Raw genomic sequence first — 20,230 nt, 5'->3', positions numbered from 1 at the left:
AGAAACCCTTGGGCTTCAGCTGGTATCAGCCCTTGCCATGCAGATGGAGGGCAGGCTGGAGCTTATCAGGGACAAAGGTACCGTCTTCAAGATAACCTTCTAGGGCCAGTTTGGATTCATTCATATAGCTTCGTTGCCTGCGGAGGCACGACTCCCACGTACTTCAGTACGCCTCCGTCGCTATCCTCCTGGGCGCCTTGCTCTATTTTTGAATCCAAACTGGCCCCAGCAGGTCGAATTTAGCATCTGTAAATATCCAGACTAGGTCATGCATAGCAGTCCTTAGCTTTTCTTAACCTTGGCCTTTCCTTGAAGTATTCTTGCTCTCGTTTTTTGCCGGCCTCAGCGTGGTAAGGGGTTACTGCGATGTGGTAGTATCTACGGAAAGAGCGCGGGATGCAGCGTTCGGTTTCGAGTTGATAGCAACGAGTAAGAAACGGCAGGGCGCTAATGTCGAAAAAGAGACTCCATATAGTTCTGATTGTGCTGCTCTCTTATGTCTTCTTTTTTCACGGTCTGGGGAGCTATTCTCTCAAAGAGCCTGACGAGGGACGGTATGCCGAGATACCGAGGGAAATGGTCGAGACCGGGGACTACATCGTGCCCCACCTCGACTACGTGCGCTACTTCGAAAAGCCTCCTCTGCTCTACTGGACAACGGCTTTGTCATTTAAAATATTCGGCTTCAGTGAGTACACCACACGGCTGCCTGACGCCCTGGCTGCGTTGGTGACGGCTCTTTTCCTGTACGCAGCTGTGGCCCGGTGGTTCACCCCGGAAATAGGTCTCTTGTCGGCTGTCATGCTCGTTACGTCTTTTGGTTTTTTTACCATGGCTCGCACGCTCACCATTGATATGCTGCTTTCGTGCATGCTCTTCCTTTCGCTAATCTTTTTCTATGATTTCTACCGCGAGAAGAGACGGGCAGCAATGTATGGGTTCTATGCGTGTCTCGCTTTGGCCACGCTGGCGAAAGGACCTGTTGCACCCCTGCTGGTTGGAGTGACCCTGCTCTTGTATCTCATCATGGAACGAAAGATCCTTTTTCTGCGGATGCTGCTTAACATAAAGGGCCTGCTTCTTTATATTGCTATCACGGCTCCGTGGTTTGTTGCCATCGCTCTCAGAGAGAAAGAGTTTCTCTGGTTCTTCTTCATGGATCAGAATTTCTTGCGATTCCTTACACAAAAACATCACAGAAGCGGTCCGATCTACTATTTTTTGCCGGTGCTCTTCGGCGGGCTCTTTCCATGGTCCATCTTCATACCAAGAGCTGTGGCAGCCTCGTGGCGGAAGAAAGAGCTACGCCTTTTCCTTATCTGGTTCTTTGTCGTTTTTCTTTTTTTCAGCCTGTCCGGATCAAAACTGCCGCCTTATATCCTGCCCGCCTTTCCGGCACTTGCACTTCTGCTGGGATGGCTCTTTGGCGATGAGGGCGGAAATAGGGTCAGTGGACGCGGGGAGATCTTCATCTACCAGATTCTCTTTGGTTTGTTCGGCCTGGCGGGATTCGCAGTGGCTGCGGGCGCAGTGGACTCCTTTCTTCGCATGCAGCCTGAAATGCTTGAGCTCGTGAAAGGGCTCAAGGGCTTCTCAATAGCGGTTGTCTGCTTCTCCGTGGTGCCGATCGTGCTCCTGTGCCTGCGAAAAATGAGGGCTCCCAGGCCACTCTTTCTCATCCTCAGCTGCTTCTCTCTTGCTGTTATCGTCCTGATGATGATGCACACAGGGCTCATTGACAAAGTCAATACTACAAAGGAACTGGCAGCAGTCATTAACCGGGAGAAAAGCGGGGGCACCCTGGAGGTTGTCAATTTTGCATCATTTGACGAAACACTCCCCTTTTACACGCGCCAGAAAATCTACATAGCGGGATATAAAGGTGAGCTTGAAATGGGCTCGGCGTATGAGGATACGAAAGATACTTTTCTCAGCATCGAAGAGTTTGTGAATCTCTTCAGGTCGGACCGAAAGGTGCTCTGTGTATTGAAAGCGACAAGGCTCAGCCGCTTACGCGATCTGGGGATCGAGAATGTGAAGGTTCTCGCTTGTCAGAGCGGCAGATGTCTCATCTCAAACGGCAGGTGAAGAACAGGAAAGAGATGAAACAGGCAAAGGTAAGGGATAAAGAAGGTAGAGGAAAAGACCGAGGCTAAGATTAAGAAGAATGGAGCGGCTCAGGTTGGGCTCGACAAACAAAGGTCCTCGTCCTTTTTCTTAACCTTAACCTTCATTATTTTTTTCCTGCTGTTGTCTTTACCTATTCTATAAGTCGCCGTTTCTCAAAACCTTCAACACGATGATCTCGGTTTCGGCGGGCAGTGTGTCCTTACTGACTGCGAACGTGTTTGTTTCGAGAAAACGCGCTTTGTACGGTCCTGAGGTGAACCGTTCCAGAACGTTTCCCATACTCGGCCAGTAATGCATCGGTATGACGATCTTGGGATCGAGTTGTTCGATTATTTTCTTTGCCCCTTCCGGACCGGCAGTGTATATGCCGCCTATGGTCTGTAACAGAACATCAATGTGACCGATAAGCTGAAGCTGATCCTCGTTAAAGGGCTCGCTTACGTCGCCGGAGTGAAGAATGCAGAGGCCGTCCACCTCAAAAACAAACGCCGAGCCCCTCAAGCCCCAATATTCAGGCACTCCCCGTTGATGAACAGGCACATTGTAAATGAGTACATCACGAAATGTGGTATTTACCTGATTCCAATCTGAGCCGCCTTCCTTCAAGCCTCGCAGCACGAGAGGGTTCCCTTTTGCGAGGCCGACATTGTTGTGATTTCCGTGTTCTCTGCCCACGGTAACCACGTGGGGCCACACTTCAGGCATTGGAAAACCCATGGCGCCGAAAGGGTCTGTGATGATTCTGGTGCCGCTGCTGGTGGTGATCTGGAAGAAAGAATGGCCGAACCATTTTATTTCGATGGGCCCGAGGGCCGAAACAGGTGTGATAAATGCGGACGTCCCGTCGCCTTCGGCAACGTTGGGATTACGGCAGCCGGCAGAAGCCGGCCCGGAGAGAAGGCTTATGGCGGCCATCATATACAGTATGAGGGGTAGAACACGTTTAATCCTCATGAGCACCTCCCGGGCCTTCAAATTCCAATATCTAAATCCCAAATCTCAAACAAATTCCGATTTTCAAATAATCAAAAGCAACAAACAACCATTCGGCTTGATCGACAGTGCAGTTCTAGAACATTTGATGTTCGGCAATTTGAGATTGTTTGGGATTTGGTATTTGGAATTTGGAATTTCGAGCACGCTTTCTTCATGCGAGGCCCCATCGACGCCGCAAGAACCATTCGGCTGTCAGCCAGGCGACTACGAAAGCCACCGCGTAAGGCAGGCTCCATAGCGGCACCTCTTTCTCCTCTACATACCTTTTCTTTGCCTTTTCCATATAGGGTCGCATTTCTGACACGAGATCGTCTTCCGCTCTTACGACCTTTCCGCCTGTTGCGGCGCTGATCGAACTCAGGAACTCATGGTCGGGTGCTCCGTCGAGTTTCTCCATCTGTCCTCCGGCCACCAGTAGCTCCTCCAGCGAGCCAGTCCCTGTCTCTGCTCTCAGTCTGTATGTTCCTTTTCTTTCGGGCCGGAAGGAACCGATGTACTCACCCGGTGCACCTCCCGATTTGACCTGTGATGGCAGCTTTATTCCTTCAGGACCGAACACAGAAAACGTGAGCCTTTCATCTTCTGCAATCTTAACTTTGATCTCCGCGTCCTCACCTTCCTCCGGCCGCTCAGGAAGCGTCATGGTAATAGGATTGAGAGCCGGGTCTTTCGTGAGCCAGCGCACGGCTCTTTCTATGAAGCGGAGGTATGCTGAATTGTCTCCTCCCTGCGCCACCATTCCCGTACCCCACTTCCACGAGAAGTCGGTGGCCAGCGCCATGACACGCCCTTTGCCGTAGCTTCCCACCGTGAGGACAGGGTGTGGAGGCGAGGAGGTGCTTTCGAGAAGCGCCATGCCTGAGCGTCTAACGTTCAAATCGTTGACGCCGTCCAACGGAGGCATCTCACTCCAGAGCCTCAGGTTAAGCGCTTTGTCAACTGACAGGCGTGTAACAGGGTGGACCGAACCGGCAGTGGTCACACGCACCGAACGAGCGCTGCGGGAGTAATCCGGTTCCTTTGCAAATGCAACGGGAAGGATTTCGTTCAGCGGGGTTGAGGCAATCCGCCCCCCGTCTGACATGTTGGGCCCGCCAATCAGGGCGAACGCTCCTCCCGATCCCACGAAATCCTTGATCGATTCGAGATGATTCTGGTTCAGATACACATGGAGCGGAAGATTGTCAAAGATGAGAAGGTCGAAACCCTTGAGCTCTTCGGAAAAAAGGGTATCGACCGGGAAAGGTATCAAGCTCTGCTCCTGGAGAGGAACGTTGATCACATTGGAGGGCGTTCTCAAAATGACGAACGAGAGCAGATCCACTGAAGGATCGTTTTTTAATGCCATTCTCATGAAGCGATAGTTTGGACTGGGAGTGCCGGACACGAAGAGTATTCTTGTCTTGTCCCTGAGGACTTTCATGGAGAGGTTGGCGATGTTGTTACTCGTAATGCTTTCATCCGCCTGCAGCGGCGTTGACACCGACATCATGTGGTTGCCTGTTTCGCCGGGCGTAAACGAGAATGAAACGGAAAGACTCTCACCGCTCTTTGTGAAATGCACACTCTTCGCTGTTACAAGCCTCGCCCCGTCCTTCAGAAGCACTGGGATCGTCACGTTCGCATAGCCTCGATTGGCTATCGTGGCGTCAATGGTCACCTCCCTGCCCATGAAGGCAACGGTGGGTGCCTTTGCTGCGCTGACGAGTATGTCCCTGTAAGCAGCGGGGTCTCCCGCGGGGATGGTCAGGACAGGGAGGCTCTTTGAAAGAGATCCGTTTGAAAGGCTTCCGGAGGAATCAGGCGGTTTGACCGTTCCGTCACTCAGCAGCACGGCCAAAGAGGCTCTCCCTTCGAGCTTCTTCAGGGCCTCAATGACGTTGACTCGCTTGTTTTCAGGCTTCAGCGTGGGCACTTCTTCTTTGCCCAATTCTCTCAGTGTATCGCCCAATCCATAGAGCCTGATATCATAGGTTTGCGTCAGGGAGGCGAGTAAACGCTTGAGCAGCACCTGTTTTGCCTCGTCGAGTCGCGTCCCGTCTTTACTTCCGGGCAGGTTCATGCTCGGGGATGTATCGAGGAGGATGACAATGGAGGGTACTGTTGCGTGTTCTTTCCTGGTTGTCACTGAAATGTTCAGCATAAAGAGGAGAAGCATGCAAAAGAGGGAGAGGCGCATCAGCGACAGGACAATCGCTTTTCTCTCCCCCAGCCTTCCGCGGATGGAACGGTACTGCAGGATTGCTGCAGCCACGCCTGCTGCGAGCAACAGCGCAAGAATCCATAACGGGAGAATGGGTGCTGCGCTCAAGCGGGCGAGTGAAGACGTGGTCAGATGAAGATTCAAAGGTTTTGGCGCCTCTTTATAAAAGGGTGATGCACCAGGTCCTTTTTGTAATCAGAGGTGAGGGAGTAGACAATGATGTTGACGCCCGTCTTGAAAGCAGCCAGCCTCTGCGCTTCTCCACCCGGCACGCATTCATTGAGCCACTTACCGGATCTATCTCTGGACCAGGCGCCTGCCAGGTCGTTCTGAGAATAGATAACCGGTGTCCAGTTATCTATGACGATGCCTTCCAAATAGGCGTTTATCTTCTGGCGTCCGCCGATGATGTTGACGAGATAGAAGCTCTGGAACACCGAATGGTCAGGGGGCAGTTTTTGCAGTTCACGCCCGGGAAAGACCTGCCGCATCTCCCGCCGGAAGGCTGCATCGAACCCGAAGCCCTTGACGCCCATGACATCCTCGGCCAGAAGGAAGCCGCCGAACGTTAAATATCTTCTCAGGATTTCGCGCTCCTTCGCCGTCCAGGGGTCAAACTCATATTTTCCAGCCATGTACAGGAATGGACAGGAGAAGAGTTCCGGATCGGCGAGCGACACGGTACGCCGCTCTCTGGAGGCATCGATGCTTGTCCGAAGCTCCAATTCGTTGGTGATTGCGTCGGTAAACTGAGGATTGGGGTCCCATTGACCACCACGGTATCTCACCTGTGCGATATAAAACTGAGGAAATGCGCCTGCCAGGGCCCGACCTGGAGACCCGGAGAAGAATCCTCCGAGACAGACGAGCCCCATACGCAGCAATGTTCGCCTGGAGATCATAATCTGTTCGCCAGCCCTGTTTCGATAGCAATTGCAAGCATCAGAAAGCCGAGGAGATAGACCCAGAGTTCCCGGCTGCCTGCACCAAGCCGGTCCGAAGGCCCTTTACTGTATTCTTTCAGCTGCACCTGCATGCCGGGGAACTGCGTACGGACATCGTCGTCGGAGAGTTTTACCAGGTCTGATTCTTCAGAGGGTATAGCAGGCTCGCCGACTGACGTATATGCCGGATGGCCATTCCTGGTCAATCCCGCAGCTTCCTTGACCAACCCCTGGATCAAAGACACGTAGGCTGCTTTCAGGGGAAGGTCGTTCCAGTCGGCATCGGCACTTGAGGCGTACAAGAATATTTTTCCCTTTCCGAAAGAAGACTTGAGTAATAGTGAATCCTGATTCTCCAGCGTCAGCAGACCCTTTGCCGGCGCTGCAACGATCTTGAAATATTTGCGAATCGCTGCGCCTTCGAGACTTTGTTTCCCCCCTTGCGAAAACTGCCCCAGGGCTTCATCGTTGTCATCAATCCTCGTTACGTGTTGAGGCCGCTGAGCATCCGTTTCCCGTATCTCCCCCAGCCTCCACGGGAAAAGCGGCAGGCTGTTATACGCTTCCGGCAGTACCCGATCGCCGAGGAAGATAAATACGTGCTTCCCCTGTTCCGCAAGCGCTGCCATTCTTGACGGCTGTGGCTTCGCCACATTAAGCAGGAACAATGCTTCGTAAGTTTTTGGATCGATGTCGCCATATTCCTTTTCAGAAACAACCCTTGGCTGAAAGGGAGAAAGCTCGGCGTTTCGAGGCTGCAGCGCCAGGCTGACATAATAGCTCTCACTGTTTCTCATCGAACCCCTCGGATCGCCATCCACGACGAGTACCTTGATCTTCTCGCGAACATTCAAGGCAAAATCAACGTGATCATCAGAAGGCAACTTATCAGGAGAGAGTCTCACCTGTCCTTGCAGTGAGCCCGGCCGATCGAGACGAACGTCATAGTATGCGCTGCGCTCCTCCTTGCCTGTGAACTGCAGAACAGTCTGGCCGATCCTGGTGTTTCCCATGGTGAGCTGGACCACGGTGGATGTAGGCTGATCGGACAGATTGGCTATGATGGCTTCAAGGCGTATTGGAGTTCCTGCGACGAGGTCCCCTTCCTTCAGCCGGACCTCTTTAACAGCAACGTTGCCATCTCGCGCTTTTCCGCCGACCCTCAGAAAGGTGAGGTGCACATCGGCAGGGATTGTACCGATCCCGGCGAGATTGAATCTTTGCCAGTCGCTCTTTGCCGTGTCGCTTATGATAATGATCTCTTTACTGCCTCTGACTCTTTTTAGCTTCTGAAGAGCACCTGACAGAGCGCTTCCCGGTTCGCCTTTTGCGGATGAGAGCGGTAGCGAGGCCACATACTGTGCAGCCGCCTCCTTTGTCATCCACCCATACCAAGCTGCCTTCATGCGTATACCTTCGTTGCCCTTACAGGATGCTGCGCTATCGCTGCGTCGCTCTTCTCGACGTACTTCTGAGTACGCCTGCGTCGGCTCCTCGCTGCCGCCTTGGTCTCCGCCTGAATGCAACTTGGTATCAGGTGCATTACCGAGTCTCTGGCTGGGTATCACCGTAGGCATGATGAATATGTTGGAAGTGGGCCGAAGATTCTTGATAATCGCCTGAGCTGCTTCTTTGGCCCGTTGGTAACGCTGCCCGTCAGAGTCACTGTAGCCCATGCTTGCAGAGTTATCGAGGATAAGCACTCTGGTTCCTTCTTCGCTTACGGCAAGGATGCCGGGACGCACGAGCATTGGCCTCGCCGCCATGAGAACCAATGATGCCACTGCCGTGATTCTGAGTGCGAGCAACAGGAGATGTTTCAGTCGCTGGGGTCTAGCTATGAGATTTCGGGAATGGAGAAGAAGGCGCACAGCGGAAAAATTCCTGCGCAGGGCCTTGCGGCGTGTCAGCCGGTGTATGAGCACGGGCAGAATGACCGCTGCAAGCCCGAAGAGCAGCAGAGGATTGAGAAAGGCAAGACTCATACCAGCGCCTTCACGCGCCGAACCTGAACCGGGTCCTCCAGGCGAGATAGCTGACAAGCGCCCGGTCAAGGCCAACGGTGGTATTGAACAGGGTATAGTCGATCAGATTTGCAGCACACGCTTCTTTGTAGACGGCTATGAGAGCCTGCAGCGCCTTCAGGTACGCAGACCTGATCTCATGGGGATCCACGAGGAGTCTTATGTCCTCTTCCAGGTCTTTGAATATGGTCGGTTGTTCAAAACGAAATTCCAGCTCGTCTCTGTCGAGTACGTGGAAGACCATGACGTCGTGTTCTCTGGAGCGCAACTGCTTCAGCCCCCGCACTACACCCTCGCTATCGCCCAGCAGATCGGAGATGAGTATGACGAGGCCCTTGCGTGAAAGGGATGCGGCGAGGTCCTGCAGCACGGGTCCTGCGGCAGTCTCTCCGGACGGACGTTTTCTTTCCAGGGCCTGAAGGATGGCAAACAGATGGTTCTGCGTCGCCTTCGGCGGCAACACAATGTCAGCCTTGTCCGAGAACGTCACGAGCCCTACCGCATCCTGTTGTTTGAGCATAAGATAGGCGAGAGATGCCGCAAGGGTGGAGCCGTACTCGAACTTGCTCCAGCCGTTAGATGCGTATCCCATGGAGGCGCTCGCGTCGACCACGATAGTGGCCCGTACGTTGGTCGTCTCCCGGTACTCCTTGATGAAGTACCGGTCAAACTTACCATAGGCTTTCCAGTCTATGTGGCGCACGTCCTCGCCCTGGGCGTACTCCCTGTGCCCTTCGAATTCAGAACTGAAGCCCTTGGCCCTGGAGGGATGCACCCCTACCATCAGGCCGTCGACGACAAAGCGTGCCCGGAGAAAGAGATGTTTGAGGGTGGATAAGACCTTGGGATCGAAATGGCTCGACGGCTGATTCAAGGCCTGACCTCTTCCAGGAGGCGCTCTACGACCCGCAGAGACGTGATGCCTTCTGCCTGTGCTCTGAAATTCGTTATGATCCTGTGTCTCAATATGGAAGGCGCGACAGCTCTGACGTCCTCCGCAGAAGCGACGTAGCCGTCATTCATGATTGCGCGTGCCTTTGCTGCAAGGATCAGATATTGGGATGCCCTTGGACCCGCGCCCCATTCTACCCACTCTTTAACAAACGAAAGGCTGTCCCGCTCCCCGGGGCGGGAAGCTCTTGCCAGCATTACGGCATACCGGATCACATGCGTTGAAACAGGTACCCGCCGGACCAGTTCCTGCATTTCAATTATCTTTTGCCCGTTGATCACCTTCTCCAGTACCGGCAGGTAGGAAGAAGTGGTCGCAGCCACGATCTCCATCTCCTGATCCAGTGGTGGGTAATCGATGCTGATGTTGAACATGAAGCGGTCTAGTTGCGCCTCAGGCAGAGGATACGTGCCCTCCTGTTCTATAGGGTTCTGTGTAGCCAGAACAAAGAAGGGTGGCTCAAGGGGATACGTGACGCCCCCGGCCGTGACCTTATACTCCTGCATGGCCTGGAGCAAGGCAGCCTGTGTCTTTGGGGGTGTTCTGTTTATTTCGTCTGCAAGCAGGATATTGGTGAAGAGCGGTCCTTTAAGGAACCGGAAGGAACGTCTCTTGCTCACGGCTTCCTCTTCCAGTATGTCCGTACCGGTGATGTCCGAAGGCATCAGGTCGGGAGTGAACTGAACACGGTTGAACTGTAACTCCATGATGCCGGCCAGCGTGGAGATGAGGAGGGTTTTTGCGAGACCAGGCACGCCTACCAGAAGCGAATGGCCGCGGCAGAAGAGCGCGATCAGTATCTCCTCGATGACTTCTTCCTGACCAACGATCATTTTCCTGATCTCTGATGTGATCCGCAACTTGATTGCCCGCATCTCCTCGACCTTCGCGATATCGTCTTCTGATGCCAACGGTTCCTTCGCCATCTCCATCGAGCCTGTCCTCCGCGGGTTTCTATTTGTTCAGCCTGTCAAAGATTTCTCTCTCCGACCGGGCAGATTCGTTTCTACCCAGCATCTCGTATGCTACCGCCAGATCCCTGTGAGCATCAGGAATGAACGGGTTTATCTGGATCACATTGTCGAGTGCCTCTTGTGCTTTCTTTGCATTGTTGCGCTTGAGGTATATCTTGCCGAGGCTCGCGTACGTGTTGGGATGGTCAGGGGCAAGTTGCCTCGCACGCCCGAGATGCTCCAGCGCGTCATCGAGCTTCTCCATCTTGATGAGCGCCTCAGACAGCCGATTCAGCACCGGTACCGAGTCTCGGCTCTCTTTCAAGGCCCGCCGGTATTCAACGACAGCCGCATCCAGTCTGCCCTTCTCCTGAAGCAGGTCTCCCAGGTGCGCCCGATTCCTCGCTATCATCGATTTTATCTCGCGCATTTCCATCCGATCGTCATCCGTTAGCCCCTCCTTGAGCCTGTAACGATGGACCCCGATACCTTCCACTTCCTTAAACTTCTTTGATGCCAGAAACTCTTTCCACTTTGCTTCAAACTCTTCAAAATTCAAGCCGGTGACGTTTTTGATCGCACTGCCGGTACCCTTCTCGTCGGTCCTTGTCATTTCTGTCATGATTTCCTTGAGAGCCGCATGACCGTGCTTCTCGATGATAAAATCTATGGCAGATTCCGACTCCGCGTAGGCCAGTTGCACGTCTTCGGGGGTTTCGAGCTTTACGAGACCGGGATCCATTCGTGCAAAGCTGATCAGCCTGCCGTCCGCCAACGCCCGCGCAAGCAGTGTCTGGTGAACAGAAGAAATCTGAGCAGGCTCGTCTCTCCAGAGTGTTTCTTCGTGCTCCGCCAACCCTTCATGGAACCAGATCGGCGCCTTGTTTGCAGTAAGCTTGGTGATCATGTAATGCATATACTCGTGGCTTATAGCGTCCAGCCAACGATAGCCATGGACCAGCGCTCTCGGGGAAAGAAACATCAGTTTGTTAAACTTGCACAGGCCGACCGCTCCGGCCACTTCGATATCACGTGCAGATAGAGTGGAAGCGTAGTAGAAGGCCTTTGTGTCAGCGAAGAGCTCGACCCTTACCTTTTCCCGGGGTCGAAAACCATAACGGTCTCCGATGAGCTGGTAGGTTCTCTCCAGCGTATCTGTCAGGTACTGAAGGAGAATTCCGTCCTGCTTCTCGTCAAGGCTGATCACGAAATGGGCTGTTTCGTATCGTTTATATGATTTTATTATCCCGAGCGTAGACTCGACGAGGAGCGCAAAACCTTTTATCCTGCTCTCCTCCCCTGCAATCTGCAGTGCAGAACGCGCAAGCTTGAGTGCATCCTCGTATTCCCCACGAAAGAAGGCGGTCTCTGCGGCGAGCTGCAGGACTTCCACATTCGTCGACTGCTGCGCTATCAAGGGTTTCAGACCTGCCCACGCTGCCTCTGCATCCCACCTCTCAAGTTCTTCTGCTATGGGTTTCAGCTCGGGCGCTAAGGAGGTCTGCGGCGCACCCTCTTGCTCAGCCGCCGCTAATTGAAACACCGAAGCAACAAGCGTAAGCGCTATCAACAGCGCGCAGGTTCCGATGCGAGAGTTGCGTGCGCATGAGAGAAACTTCTGACTGAGTGAACTGGTTGGGATTCGAAGATAGACCGAGGCGGCAGCGAGGAGCTGAGGGAGGCGTACCTTGGGGTACGTCGACGAGAGCGACGCAGCGATAGAGCAGCATCCTGTGAGGGCAACGAAGGTATATCGATGAACCTGGACTAGTTCACTCATTCGGCGAGATCCCTGAGATACCGTTGCGTATCCCTCTTATACTGCTGCGGCACATCTTCCTTCAGCGATTCCATAATCTTTTCCCGGAACATTTTAGGTACCTGGTACGCATCCTTCGAAGGCGGTTCGAACTCTTCTTTGTCAAGGCCTGTGTAGCCTTTTTCTCTCGGGAAATAGAGTTCGGGCTGGGGAAGCGTGGGCATGGGAATCCATGGTCCGTAATACCATCCGGGCCTGGGATCGTACACCAACTGGTAGCCCCATCGTGCGGCCTGCATGCGCATGCCCATCTGCTGCGCCATCTGCTGCATGGCTTCCTGCGATTTGGACATTCTCCTGATGGCTTCTTCTTCCGGGGGTACGGCGCCGGGCGCATCGCTGTCCTTAAGCTTTCCGACGGCCTCTCCCATCGCATCGGTTGCTCCTTCTATATCCTTGAGAGCGTCTGTATCCATGCCTGGGAATAGTTGTGCCATCATCTCCATCTTTTCCAGGAAATCCTTCGTTCTTCGCTTAAGGTACTCCTGGCGGTCGGAGAGCCCGGGAAGCTTTTCACGCTCAGCTTTGCGTACCGCGTTATCGGGATCGGAGATTGCCTCTTCATCGCGACTTCCTTCATCCGATCTGACGATGTGCTGTGTTTCCCTGAGGATCTCTTTTTGCTCAGCAAGAATTCTGTCGAGCTCACTCGACTGGCGGGACATCTCTGCCTGCAGCCTGTCAAACGGCGAGGTTCCTGCCCTCGTTCCGGCCCTCCCCAGTGCTGCCATCATTTCAGAGAGCTGCTGCATCAGCCTCTGGGCTGCCTCCAACGCAGAGGCGACATCCCCTGCCATCAGTTTTTGATACATCTCGTCCAGGTCTTTGAACAGGTCCTGGAATTCCAGCCCTGCAAGTTCCTGGCTGTTTATGAACTCGTCAGGAAGGTTCGTTGCCATTTTGCTTAAAGCATCCATCACCGAGCGAAGGAGTTCCTCCAGCTTCTGGAGCTCCTTCATCACCTTTTCCATCGCTTCCTTGTTGGGGGGATCTTTGAACTCCTTTAGTGCATCGATGAGGTGGCGCTGTCTGTTCTTTATCTCGCGCGCCATAGCCTCGACCTCACTCATCCGGGATCTTCTCGCGATATCTTCAGCCAGGAGAGCCAGTCGCTCCATTTCCTGTGTCACTTTCTCCTCAGGTTCATGGCCTACCCGATCCTTGAGCGAGGCAAGGTTGCGTCGCAGCGCATCCAGATCAAAACGCTCCACCTTGTTGCCGGTCTGTTCCAGTGTCCTGTCTACACGCGCCAGAATCTCTTCCATCTGCTTTGCCAATCCCGCTGCATCGCGCCTTCCTTCGAGCTGGTTGGCCAGAAGGTCGAGCAGCGCGTCAGCGAGAGCCTTGGCCTCTTCGCCCTCTCGCGACGCATTGGCCTTCTCGTCTCGCACCGAGAGCGTTAATGGCCGGGAGTAAGCTTTTTTGGGTCCGGACACCGCATCATTGTCCTCAACCTCGATGCGGTAGGTAACAGTATCGCCCGGCAACAGTCCCAGTACGGAAAGATCCCACTTGTATGTCTCAGGACCTACAGAGCGGCTCTCGCTTGAAGACTTTAGATGGATGGTACGCTCTTCTCCTTTCAGCTGAAATTCGAGCCTGACTGAGGTCACGCCGAAGTCATCCCTGGCTTTGTAGACGACAGGGATCACCTCATCGCCGGCAACCTCCAGGTCCTTCACAGGGCTTATAATCCCGGCCTCCGGGTATGCATCGGGTATCACGCGGATCTGATAAGACCGGGGATTGACGTTCTCAAAACCGAATTCGTCTCTCAGCCTGATCGTATAATAGGCAGGCTCCAGCACAAGCAAGCTCCCCGTGAGACGCCCGTCATTTACTTCGAGAGGATGGCGGCTGCCTTCGTCGAGCATGAGCTGTCCTTCCCTGACGCCTCTGGTTGTATGCGCCACAAGCGTTACCAGCGTGCCCTTGAGGGCCTCTACGTGTCCGCCCTCTTTCGTTTCCGCAGGAAGATGAGCATAACCTGGCGGAAGCAGGGTGAGCTTGAGCCCGCTCAGATCGGGAGGATCAACCACACGAACACTACGTACAGGCGAGAACGCATTGCCATTGGATGCCTGGAACTGGAAGGAAGACCGAGCAGCTGCGATGTGGTAACTGAACCTTCCGCGCCCTTCGGCTTCCATGACGAAGCGGAGAGGCTCGCTTCCTTCAGGCCACACCGACAGCGTCAGTTTTTCAGCCATGTAGCCGGAGGCCGTGGCTCTGACATCAACCGGACTTCCGCGGAGGACAACTGGAGGGTTCGACTCGAGGGAGATGAAAGTTTGTTTCAGGGGAAGATCGGAAAGGGGATGAATGATGAGAGCCAGAGACCTTCCAAGGAAATGAGGGTCTGCGACGAGAACCAGACAGAAAATTGCGGTAAGGGGCGCGAGGAGTCTGAGATGGCGAAAGGCATGCTTCAGGTTGACCACGTCGGCCGGAGCAATCGATTCGATCTTTTTCACTGTTTTTTTCAGCTGCGCAATGACAAGCGCGTTGGATGTCCTGTGCGATGTCCTGTATGATGTCCCGGAGATTTCCTGTCCTGTTCTCATCTCCTTGCCGAGAAGAAGCGAATTGGTTATATCGTCTCTGAGACTCGGGAATTTCTGCTCGATGCCTCGTGCGATCCGGACCATGGACGGTCCTGGGAACACGCGGCGCGCACCCAGCGCAATGAGCGAAACGAAAAAGAGAAGTGAGCTTAGCGAATATATAAGCGGGAGGTAGGGAAGCGCATCCTTGAACCGCGGAACAAAAAGACTTCCCAGGAGAATCAACACAGTTGCAGAAACAAGCAAGATTACGATCTCAAGAGAGATAAGGAGCCGGCGACGCAGAGATATGTTTTTGAGGAAGCGAGAAAGGCGGCTGTAATCACGATCCAGGGTCACGGTTGTCACCGCCGCATTGTCGTGCACGCCATACTATAGCATACGCTTTTTGCGCATCATATAGATGCGGCTGTCATAGCCGCTATCTTTATGTCCCCGGCGGGCTGATATAGAACCAGGCAGGCCTCTGGTCATCGCCCGGTTGCTTTTCACAGACACCGGCGGGAGGGCCGGGGGTACATACGGGAACTCTTGCATGATCACTGACCGCGCAGGCGCTTATTACCAGGAGAACAAAGAGCAAGAGCAGAATAAAGGATACCCACGGTCCGTATATGGTGTGGTTTCTCATCTTATAAAATAGGGCCTTTGTTCATGCGATTTCAAGAGGAGAAGACATCATAGGCGGAAGCATCAGATTGTGTGAAGAGTATGTCTGGAAGGGCCGGATGGAAACAGACGCGAAACATGAGGCAGTGATAGGAAAATCATCTTACTCAACTCTTGTGGCTTCGACAATGCCTGGAGTGGAACGTTTGTGTGGGGCTTTTCTTCGTAAAGACAGCACCACACGTACAGACTGTCTTTCCGTAGGTGCGTTCCTTCATTCTATTGTCGTGGACAGCGAGGAGCCGCAGGCAATCCTTGCAATAGCCGAATTCGTTCTCTTCCTCTACGTCATTTCCACACCGCGAGCAGACGAGAAAACCCCAGCGCTTCGGGTGATCAACATACAGCCTGTTGCCGCAGGCCCAGCACTTCAATACCTTGACGTCATAACAGCTATCGTCGACCATCTGACCGAATCCGCACTTGTTACATATCATGTGTCCCCCCTAAGACCTCAGTTGAAGAGCCTTCTGAAATCACCCAGGTAACACTCCTTCTCTTGTTTGTATAATTCTCCGACATATCAAAGTCAACCCCGCACGGAACGCCTATTTGAGACGTTTGGTAGAAAGAGACCCGTAAATCTTCCAGGCGAATCTATGCCCGGAGCGAGACAAAGAGCAGGCTAGAAGAGAAAGATGCATGCAGATCATCACTTCAGTCTCGTTGAATTCCTCTTCTCCTTGATGTCTTCTTGTCAACCTCCCACGGTTCGCTCTTCACTAGCATGATGGAACAGGGCATTTTTCTGATGACTTTCTCGTAATCGCGACAAAAGAGATAATGTTCGAGATGATCTTCCTGGTGGTGAGCCATGATCACAAGGTCGATTTTGCCTTTCTGGATTGTTTTCAATATCTCGGCTGCTGGCTCTCCGTGCAGTATCGTTTCTTTGATCGTCATCCCTTGCGTGTGTTCGGCCTCGATCATCGCATCTAAGTCACGTTTTGCCTCTTTCGCTGTGCTTTCGTACTCTTCCTTGAGATCGGCGAGGAAGCCGGTAAAGAGACCGCCGGTCAGTTCGAATGCGTCGCGAATCACGTGGAGAACACTTAATTCTGCGTGATAGGTCCGAGCCAGGGAAATACCGTTGTGGAGTGCCTTTTTGCAATCTTTAGTCCAACTGCTCACAACGAAGATGCGCTTGATATCGTGCACGATAACACCTCCGAAGTTTTGTGAGTAATGCGCGAGGTCGCAAACTCAGCACATGCAACCCCCATATCCATAGGAACCTCACCTAGCGCTAGTATAAGTACGCTTCTTCCCAACGTAAAGATGGACTACGGAGCCCGCAGCATGTGGTAGACGCGCGTCCCAGAATTGACTCATGTAAATGGTTTATGCTAAAAAACGGGTTGTGTCACCGGAGGAAAAATGAGAATTAGACCTCTAATCGTGGTATCGATCGTTGCCCTTTGCCTGTCGACCCACGTTGCAATGTGTAGGGAACTGGCCGAGGTTCAGGCCTTTTGCGCCACTCTGGTCAAGAAAATCCCACCAAGGCAGCATGGGGCAATGACAGGGTCGGAGTTTGCCGCCTATGTTGACAGCATGGACCGAGACGCGCGAGAGCACGCCATCGAGAGCCAGCTGACTCAAGGTAACATTCCCGAGTTCCTGAGACGGCTGAAACCTGTTCGCCTCACAGACAGGTCTGGATCAGGAAAAGCAAAGACTGCGACGGTTTTTGTGATGCCTGATTACGTGTCCGTTGGTTCTGATAGGGACTACCTTCTTACCCCGATGAATCTTTACACAGCCGTTGAGACTGCAGTGAGACTCGGCCTCACTCTCCCGACAAAGAAGATAGTAGATGCCATTTACGGGCAGTCTGACGTCCGTTGCACGCCCCAACCGCTGCCTGCGGGTCCACGCATGAGATCCACTGCCTATTACGTGGAGCATAACCAGAAGATCAGAGCGCAGCTTGTGGCCTTAGCCTGCGCTCCCGGCGCCCTGGTTTCAGGCCACAAGAAGGATCTTGTGCTCACTAACCGCTTGATCAGAAACCACGGGAAAATAGCCATCTATGGATGGCACCGTCCTTCGGGACTTCCCATTCAGCCCCTTAGCACGGTCCACGGAGCAAACTATGCGGATTACAGCCATGGGATCAGGCTCATAAGCGACATGGTTCTTGTTGACAATGAGCCCCGGTCCGTACTTGAGGTTCTGGAAGACCCGAGGCTCGCGTCCGTATTGAGCGATGAAGGTCCGATGCCTGGTGCCCGGCAGTTCATGGACTCGCGGCGTGAGGCACCCACCACGTCGGCACAGGTTTCCTCTCACCACTGAAGGCAAAAGTGCTCTCAACGGGGTACAGGCGGAACAGCTACTCTCCCTCTACAGTCTTGCAGCAGCGGAAACCGAGGTGATAGTTCTCGTGGCTATGCTGATCCATCACCCTGCTCCCGTGCCAGAAGGGCGCTCTCCAGCGGCACCAATCGGGGTGGGCATAGTAGGTATCAAAGATGAACCAGCTCCCTTTCATCTCTGTGTAGCCCAGCTCAGTGCTGCCTCTGCTTGCCATCTGGCTTTCGTTAAGAGGCAGGTTCATATGCTCGGCAGCGTTTCCATGCTGATCGTAGACACCGAGCTTGCTGACGCAATCAGGAAAGCTCCCTGAAGGAAACGTATTTGACCCGCATCCCGTCCAGCTCCCTCCGCTACAGCCCGCTGTTTTAGTGCTCGAACAGGCGCATATACCTTTTTCGTAGTGGTCCCCGTAAGCCCACACTTTGTGCGCTTCATATTCCCCGTTGTGGGCTGAGCGCATCCGGGCCACGGCAACGTTTGGTGTAACGCCTTTTGCGAGATCGAAGCGATAATCGGGCGGCAAGAGCGCACCCGCGCAGGCTCCCTCCCATTCGTGAGCGTCGCAGATACGCTTTCCCATGGCCTTGCATATGAGTGCAGCCTCACGCGCCCGCACCCAGACAACAGGGTATTCGCAGGGAATATCAGGGAACTCGAACTGATCGATGCATGCCCGGGCATCTTCTGCTTTTTGGGCAGCCGGATTGTAAAGGGGCGCCATATACTTTGCCTTGCAGATCTTTTCAAACTGCTCATTCTCGTACCGGGTACCTGTCTTCGCGAGCTTATCCCGGCAGGCCGTCGGGGTCATCGGGTGCTGCGTAATTGCGGGATTGCCCTGACCGATGTATCCGGATTCGCGAAATATCATGCGGACCGCGTTGATTTGCGCATCAGTCAAGCCGTGCACGCGCTGTATCCGTTCCAGGAGTGCTTCGTTACGTTCTATGAGGGTCTCGGCAATTACGGAGGCATGCATCAAAAGAAGCAGCGATACAAGGAGCATTACGCGTGTCGAGAAGATTCTGCGCGTTTTCATGGTGTCTCCCTTCGCGTAAGATAAAAGAAGTCTCTGTCGTCCGGAAATCCCAGGAAACGGGGAACATACCGTCCTTTCACCGTCACATCCGCCTCGTTCATTCTTTGGATCAGGTGCTGGACGTACAGGTTGGAGTCACGCCTTTTATAGATCGCGATATACGTGTGTACGATCGCGTTCATGTCGAGGAGCATGGCATGCCGACACTGGTAAGCCTGAAAAACGCGGGCCATGAGTGATGGTGTTGCACTCCAGAAGAAGGCATAGATGAGGAACCGCTTGCCGCCCGCCTCTTGCAAGGCTGCACCTGCGCGCATGGTCTGCAGTTTTTCGTCTGCGGAACCCGACCAGTTCCCCGGTCCCCACCGGTTGACGAATTCACCCGGCACAGACGTTCGACGGGTCTCGTCGAACCCGCCTATAATGGGGACGCCATTCTGGCGCGCATATCTGATCTTCGGAAGAAGGTTAGTATCTTTCTCGGTCCACGCCTTCATGTCGGTCCGCCCGTCATCAAGCACGTAGATCGTGGAGAGCTCAGGCTGAAGCGTGCTGAACAGCACACCTTCTTCGAGAAAGCCATAATGACTTCCCTTGTTCTTGAGGGCGAGCGGTCCGTATTTGAATGCCCCGTGATACCGTTTAAACCCGCCCGTGAACGCTGCGACGGTTCTGGCCGCGTCCATCGGATTTATCAGTCCCGTTCTGACCAATGGTGCGCTTGTTCCAATACCATCGGGCCCGGGAAGCGACCTGTCTCTCATCTGGCTCAGGATGTGACCTGACCAGCCTACTTCCGGATGTACGGTTCCGAGGGTATAGTGGAGGTCGAACCGTCCCAGATCAAACGCTATGAGATAGACGAGCTGCCCCGATTCGACATTGTTGAGACTGTTGACTCTTTGCGGGTAGCTCCGCAGAATTTCAGGGGCAATCCAGCCCGGCACGATCACACTTACGTAGATGCCGGGATTCTCCTTGGCAGCATACCACGTTCCCTGGACCATTCGGTCGGAACTCGAGCCCTCCAGTTCGATCCCGAGGTCGATTGCCTTCACTGTCTCACTGGTTTTGCCCGGATCTACCAGGGCTGATACCGGTCCGTCGCTTGTTTTTGGTTGATACGCTTCCTCCGCCGGTCTCGACTCTACTTTCTGTTCTGCTTTCTTCTGGTATAGATAGGCATAAAATGTGTCCCGCACGAAAGAAACGACTTCCTCTCCGCCGGGTACTTCTTTCCGCAGAAAGTCAGTGACCGCTTCTACGGGTGATTGGTGCCCCTTCGTGGGGTTGCGCACATAGACCTTTCCATTGCAAAGAGGGGCAAGGGGAGCACCTGACTTTCTGCCATCCTCCACGTGTCCACGCCCGTCGCTGCCCCACAGGTCACAGGACGTGCGTTCATTCCCGTGAGCGAGCACAACGCCACTTCGGTTACTCGCCTCAAGCAAAAGTGTCTCCGTCCGGCGATGCGCATTTTCGAGGTGGTAGGTCTCTACCGGTGTGCCGTCACCACGGTTCAGCCGGAGCACATACCACGAATTGATATAAGGGTTCAGATTGATCAGTGCGGCATGACCCTGCCCACGCGCAGCCTGGAAGTCGATTGAGGTAGCGG

The 20,230-nt window shown here is 53.8% G+C and carries 14 protein-coding genes; 2 read left to right on the top strand and 12 right to left on the bottom strand.

Annotated elements, in window-relative coordinates; translation table 11 throughout:
- Window positions 1-450 precede the first annotated feature (450 nt).
- Window positions 451-2,088, top strand: a complete 1,638-nt coding sequence (locus VMT71_06915) for a glycosyltransferase family 39 protein (GenBank protein HVN23684.1) — start codon at window positions 451-453, stop codon at window positions 2,086-2,088.
- Between the two features lie 177 nt (window positions 2,089-2,265).
- Here VMT71_06915 and VMT71_06910 read toward each other — a convergent pair whose 3' ends face one another.
- The 10 genes from VMT71_06910 to VMT71_06865 all read right to left on the bottom strand — a co-directional run bounded on the left by VMT71_06910 (window position 2,266) and on the right by VMT71_06865 (window position 16,412).
- Complete coding sequence (locus VMT71_06910) at window positions 2,266-3,084, bottom strand: MBL fold metallo-hydrolase (protein ID HVN23683.1); 819 nt, start codon at window positions 3,082-3,084, stop codon at window positions 2,266-2,268.
- Between the two features lie 193 nt (window positions 3,085-3,277).
- Window positions 3,278-5,473, bottom strand: coding sequence for a glutamine amidotransferase (locus VMT71_06905; GenBank protein ID HVN23682.1), 2,196 nt, complete (start codon window positions 5,471-5,473; stop codon window positions 3,278-3,280).
- Window positions 5,470-6,231 (bottom strand): DUF4159 domain-containing protein, encoded by a 762-nt coding sequence (locus VMT71_06900; protein HVN23681.1) that lies wholly within the window; start codon window positions 6,229-6,231, stop codon window positions 5,470-5,472. The genes VMT71_06905 and VMT71_06900 overlap by 4 nt, the downstream gene beginning before the upstream one ends.
- On the bottom strand, window positions 6,228-8,258 hold the full coding sequence (locus VMT71_06895; protein HVN23680.1) for a BatA and WFA domain-containing protein: 2,031 nt from the start codon (window positions 8,256-8,258) through the stop codon (window positions 6,228-6,230). Before VMT71_06895 ends, VMT71_06900 begins: the two co-directional genes overlap by 4 nt.
- Window positions 8,259-8,268: 10 nt before the next feature.
- Complete coding sequence (locus tag VMT71_06890; GenBank protein HVN23679.1) at window positions 8,269-9,171, bottom strand: DUF58 domain-containing protein; 903 nt, start codon at window positions 9,169-9,171, stop codon at window positions 8,269-8,271.
- The gene (locus VMT71_06885; protein ID HVN23678.1) at window positions 9,168-10,181 is read right to left on the bottom strand and encodes a MoxR family ATPase; all 1,014 of its coding nucleotides are present in this window, start codon (window positions 10,179-10,181) and stop codon (window positions 9,168-9,170) included. Before VMT71_06885 ends, VMT71_06890 begins: the two co-directional genes overlap by 4 nt.
- Before the next feature lie 22 nt (window positions 10,182-10,203).
- On the bottom strand, window positions 10,204-11,982 hold the full coding sequence (locus tag VMT71_06880; GenBank protein ID HVN23677.1) for a tetratricopeptide repeat protein: 1,779 nt from the start codon (window positions 11,980-11,982) through the stop codon (window positions 10,204-10,206).
- Window positions 11,979-14,924 carry a DUF4175 family protein gene (locus tag VMT71_06875; GenBank protein HVN23676.1) on the bottom strand — a complete coding sequence of 982 codons (2,946 nt, stop codon included), beginning with the start codon at window positions 14,922-14,924 and terminating at the stop codon, window positions 11,979-11,981. The genes VMT71_06880 and VMT71_06875 overlap by 4 nt, the downstream gene beginning before the upstream one ends.
- 437 nt (window positions 14,925-15,361) lie before the next feature.
- Entirely contained in the window at window positions 15,362-15,691 is a 330-nt protein-coding gene (locus VMT71_06870) for a hypothetical protein (protein HVN23675.1), read from the bottom strand.
- A gap of 220 nt (window positions 15,692-15,911) precedes the next feature.
- Entirely contained in the window at window positions 15,912-16,412 is a 501-nt protein-coding gene (locus tag VMT71_06865) for a universal stress protein (protein HVN23674.1), read from the bottom strand.
- Window positions 16,413-16,631: 219 nt separating this feature from the next.
- Here VMT71_06865 and VMT71_06860 point away from each other — a divergent pair, with 219 nt between their 5' ends.
- A complete protein-coding gene (locus VMT71_06860; protein HVN23673.1) occupies window positions 16,632-17,552 on the top strand; it encodes a hypothetical protein in 921 nt (306 codons plus the stop codon).
- A 37-nt stretch (window positions 17,553-17,589) separates the two neighbouring features.
- Here VMT71_06860 and VMT71_06855 read toward each other — a convergent pair whose 3' ends face one another.
- Window positions 17,590-18,612 carry an SUMF1/EgtB/PvdO family nonheme iron enzyme gene (locus tag VMT71_06855; GenBank protein HVN23672.1) on the bottom strand — a complete coding sequence of 341 codons (1,023 nt, stop codon included), beginning with the start codon at window positions 18,610-18,612 and terminating at the stop codon, window positions 17,590-17,592.
- Window positions 18,609-20,230: hypothetical protein (locus VMT71_06850; GenBank protein HVN23671.1), on the bottom strand; the 1,622-nt coding region annotated here is incomplete at its 5' end. The genes VMT71_06850 and VMT71_06855, both read right to left, overlap by 4 nt.

This window comes from Syntrophorhabdales bacterium, assembly GCA_035541455.1.
Taxonomy (GTDB): domain Bacteria; phylum Desulfobacterota; class Syntrophorhabdia; order Syntrophorhabdales; family WCHB1-27; genus JADGQN01.
This window is presented reverse-complemented; position numbering and strand designations above follow the sequence as displayed.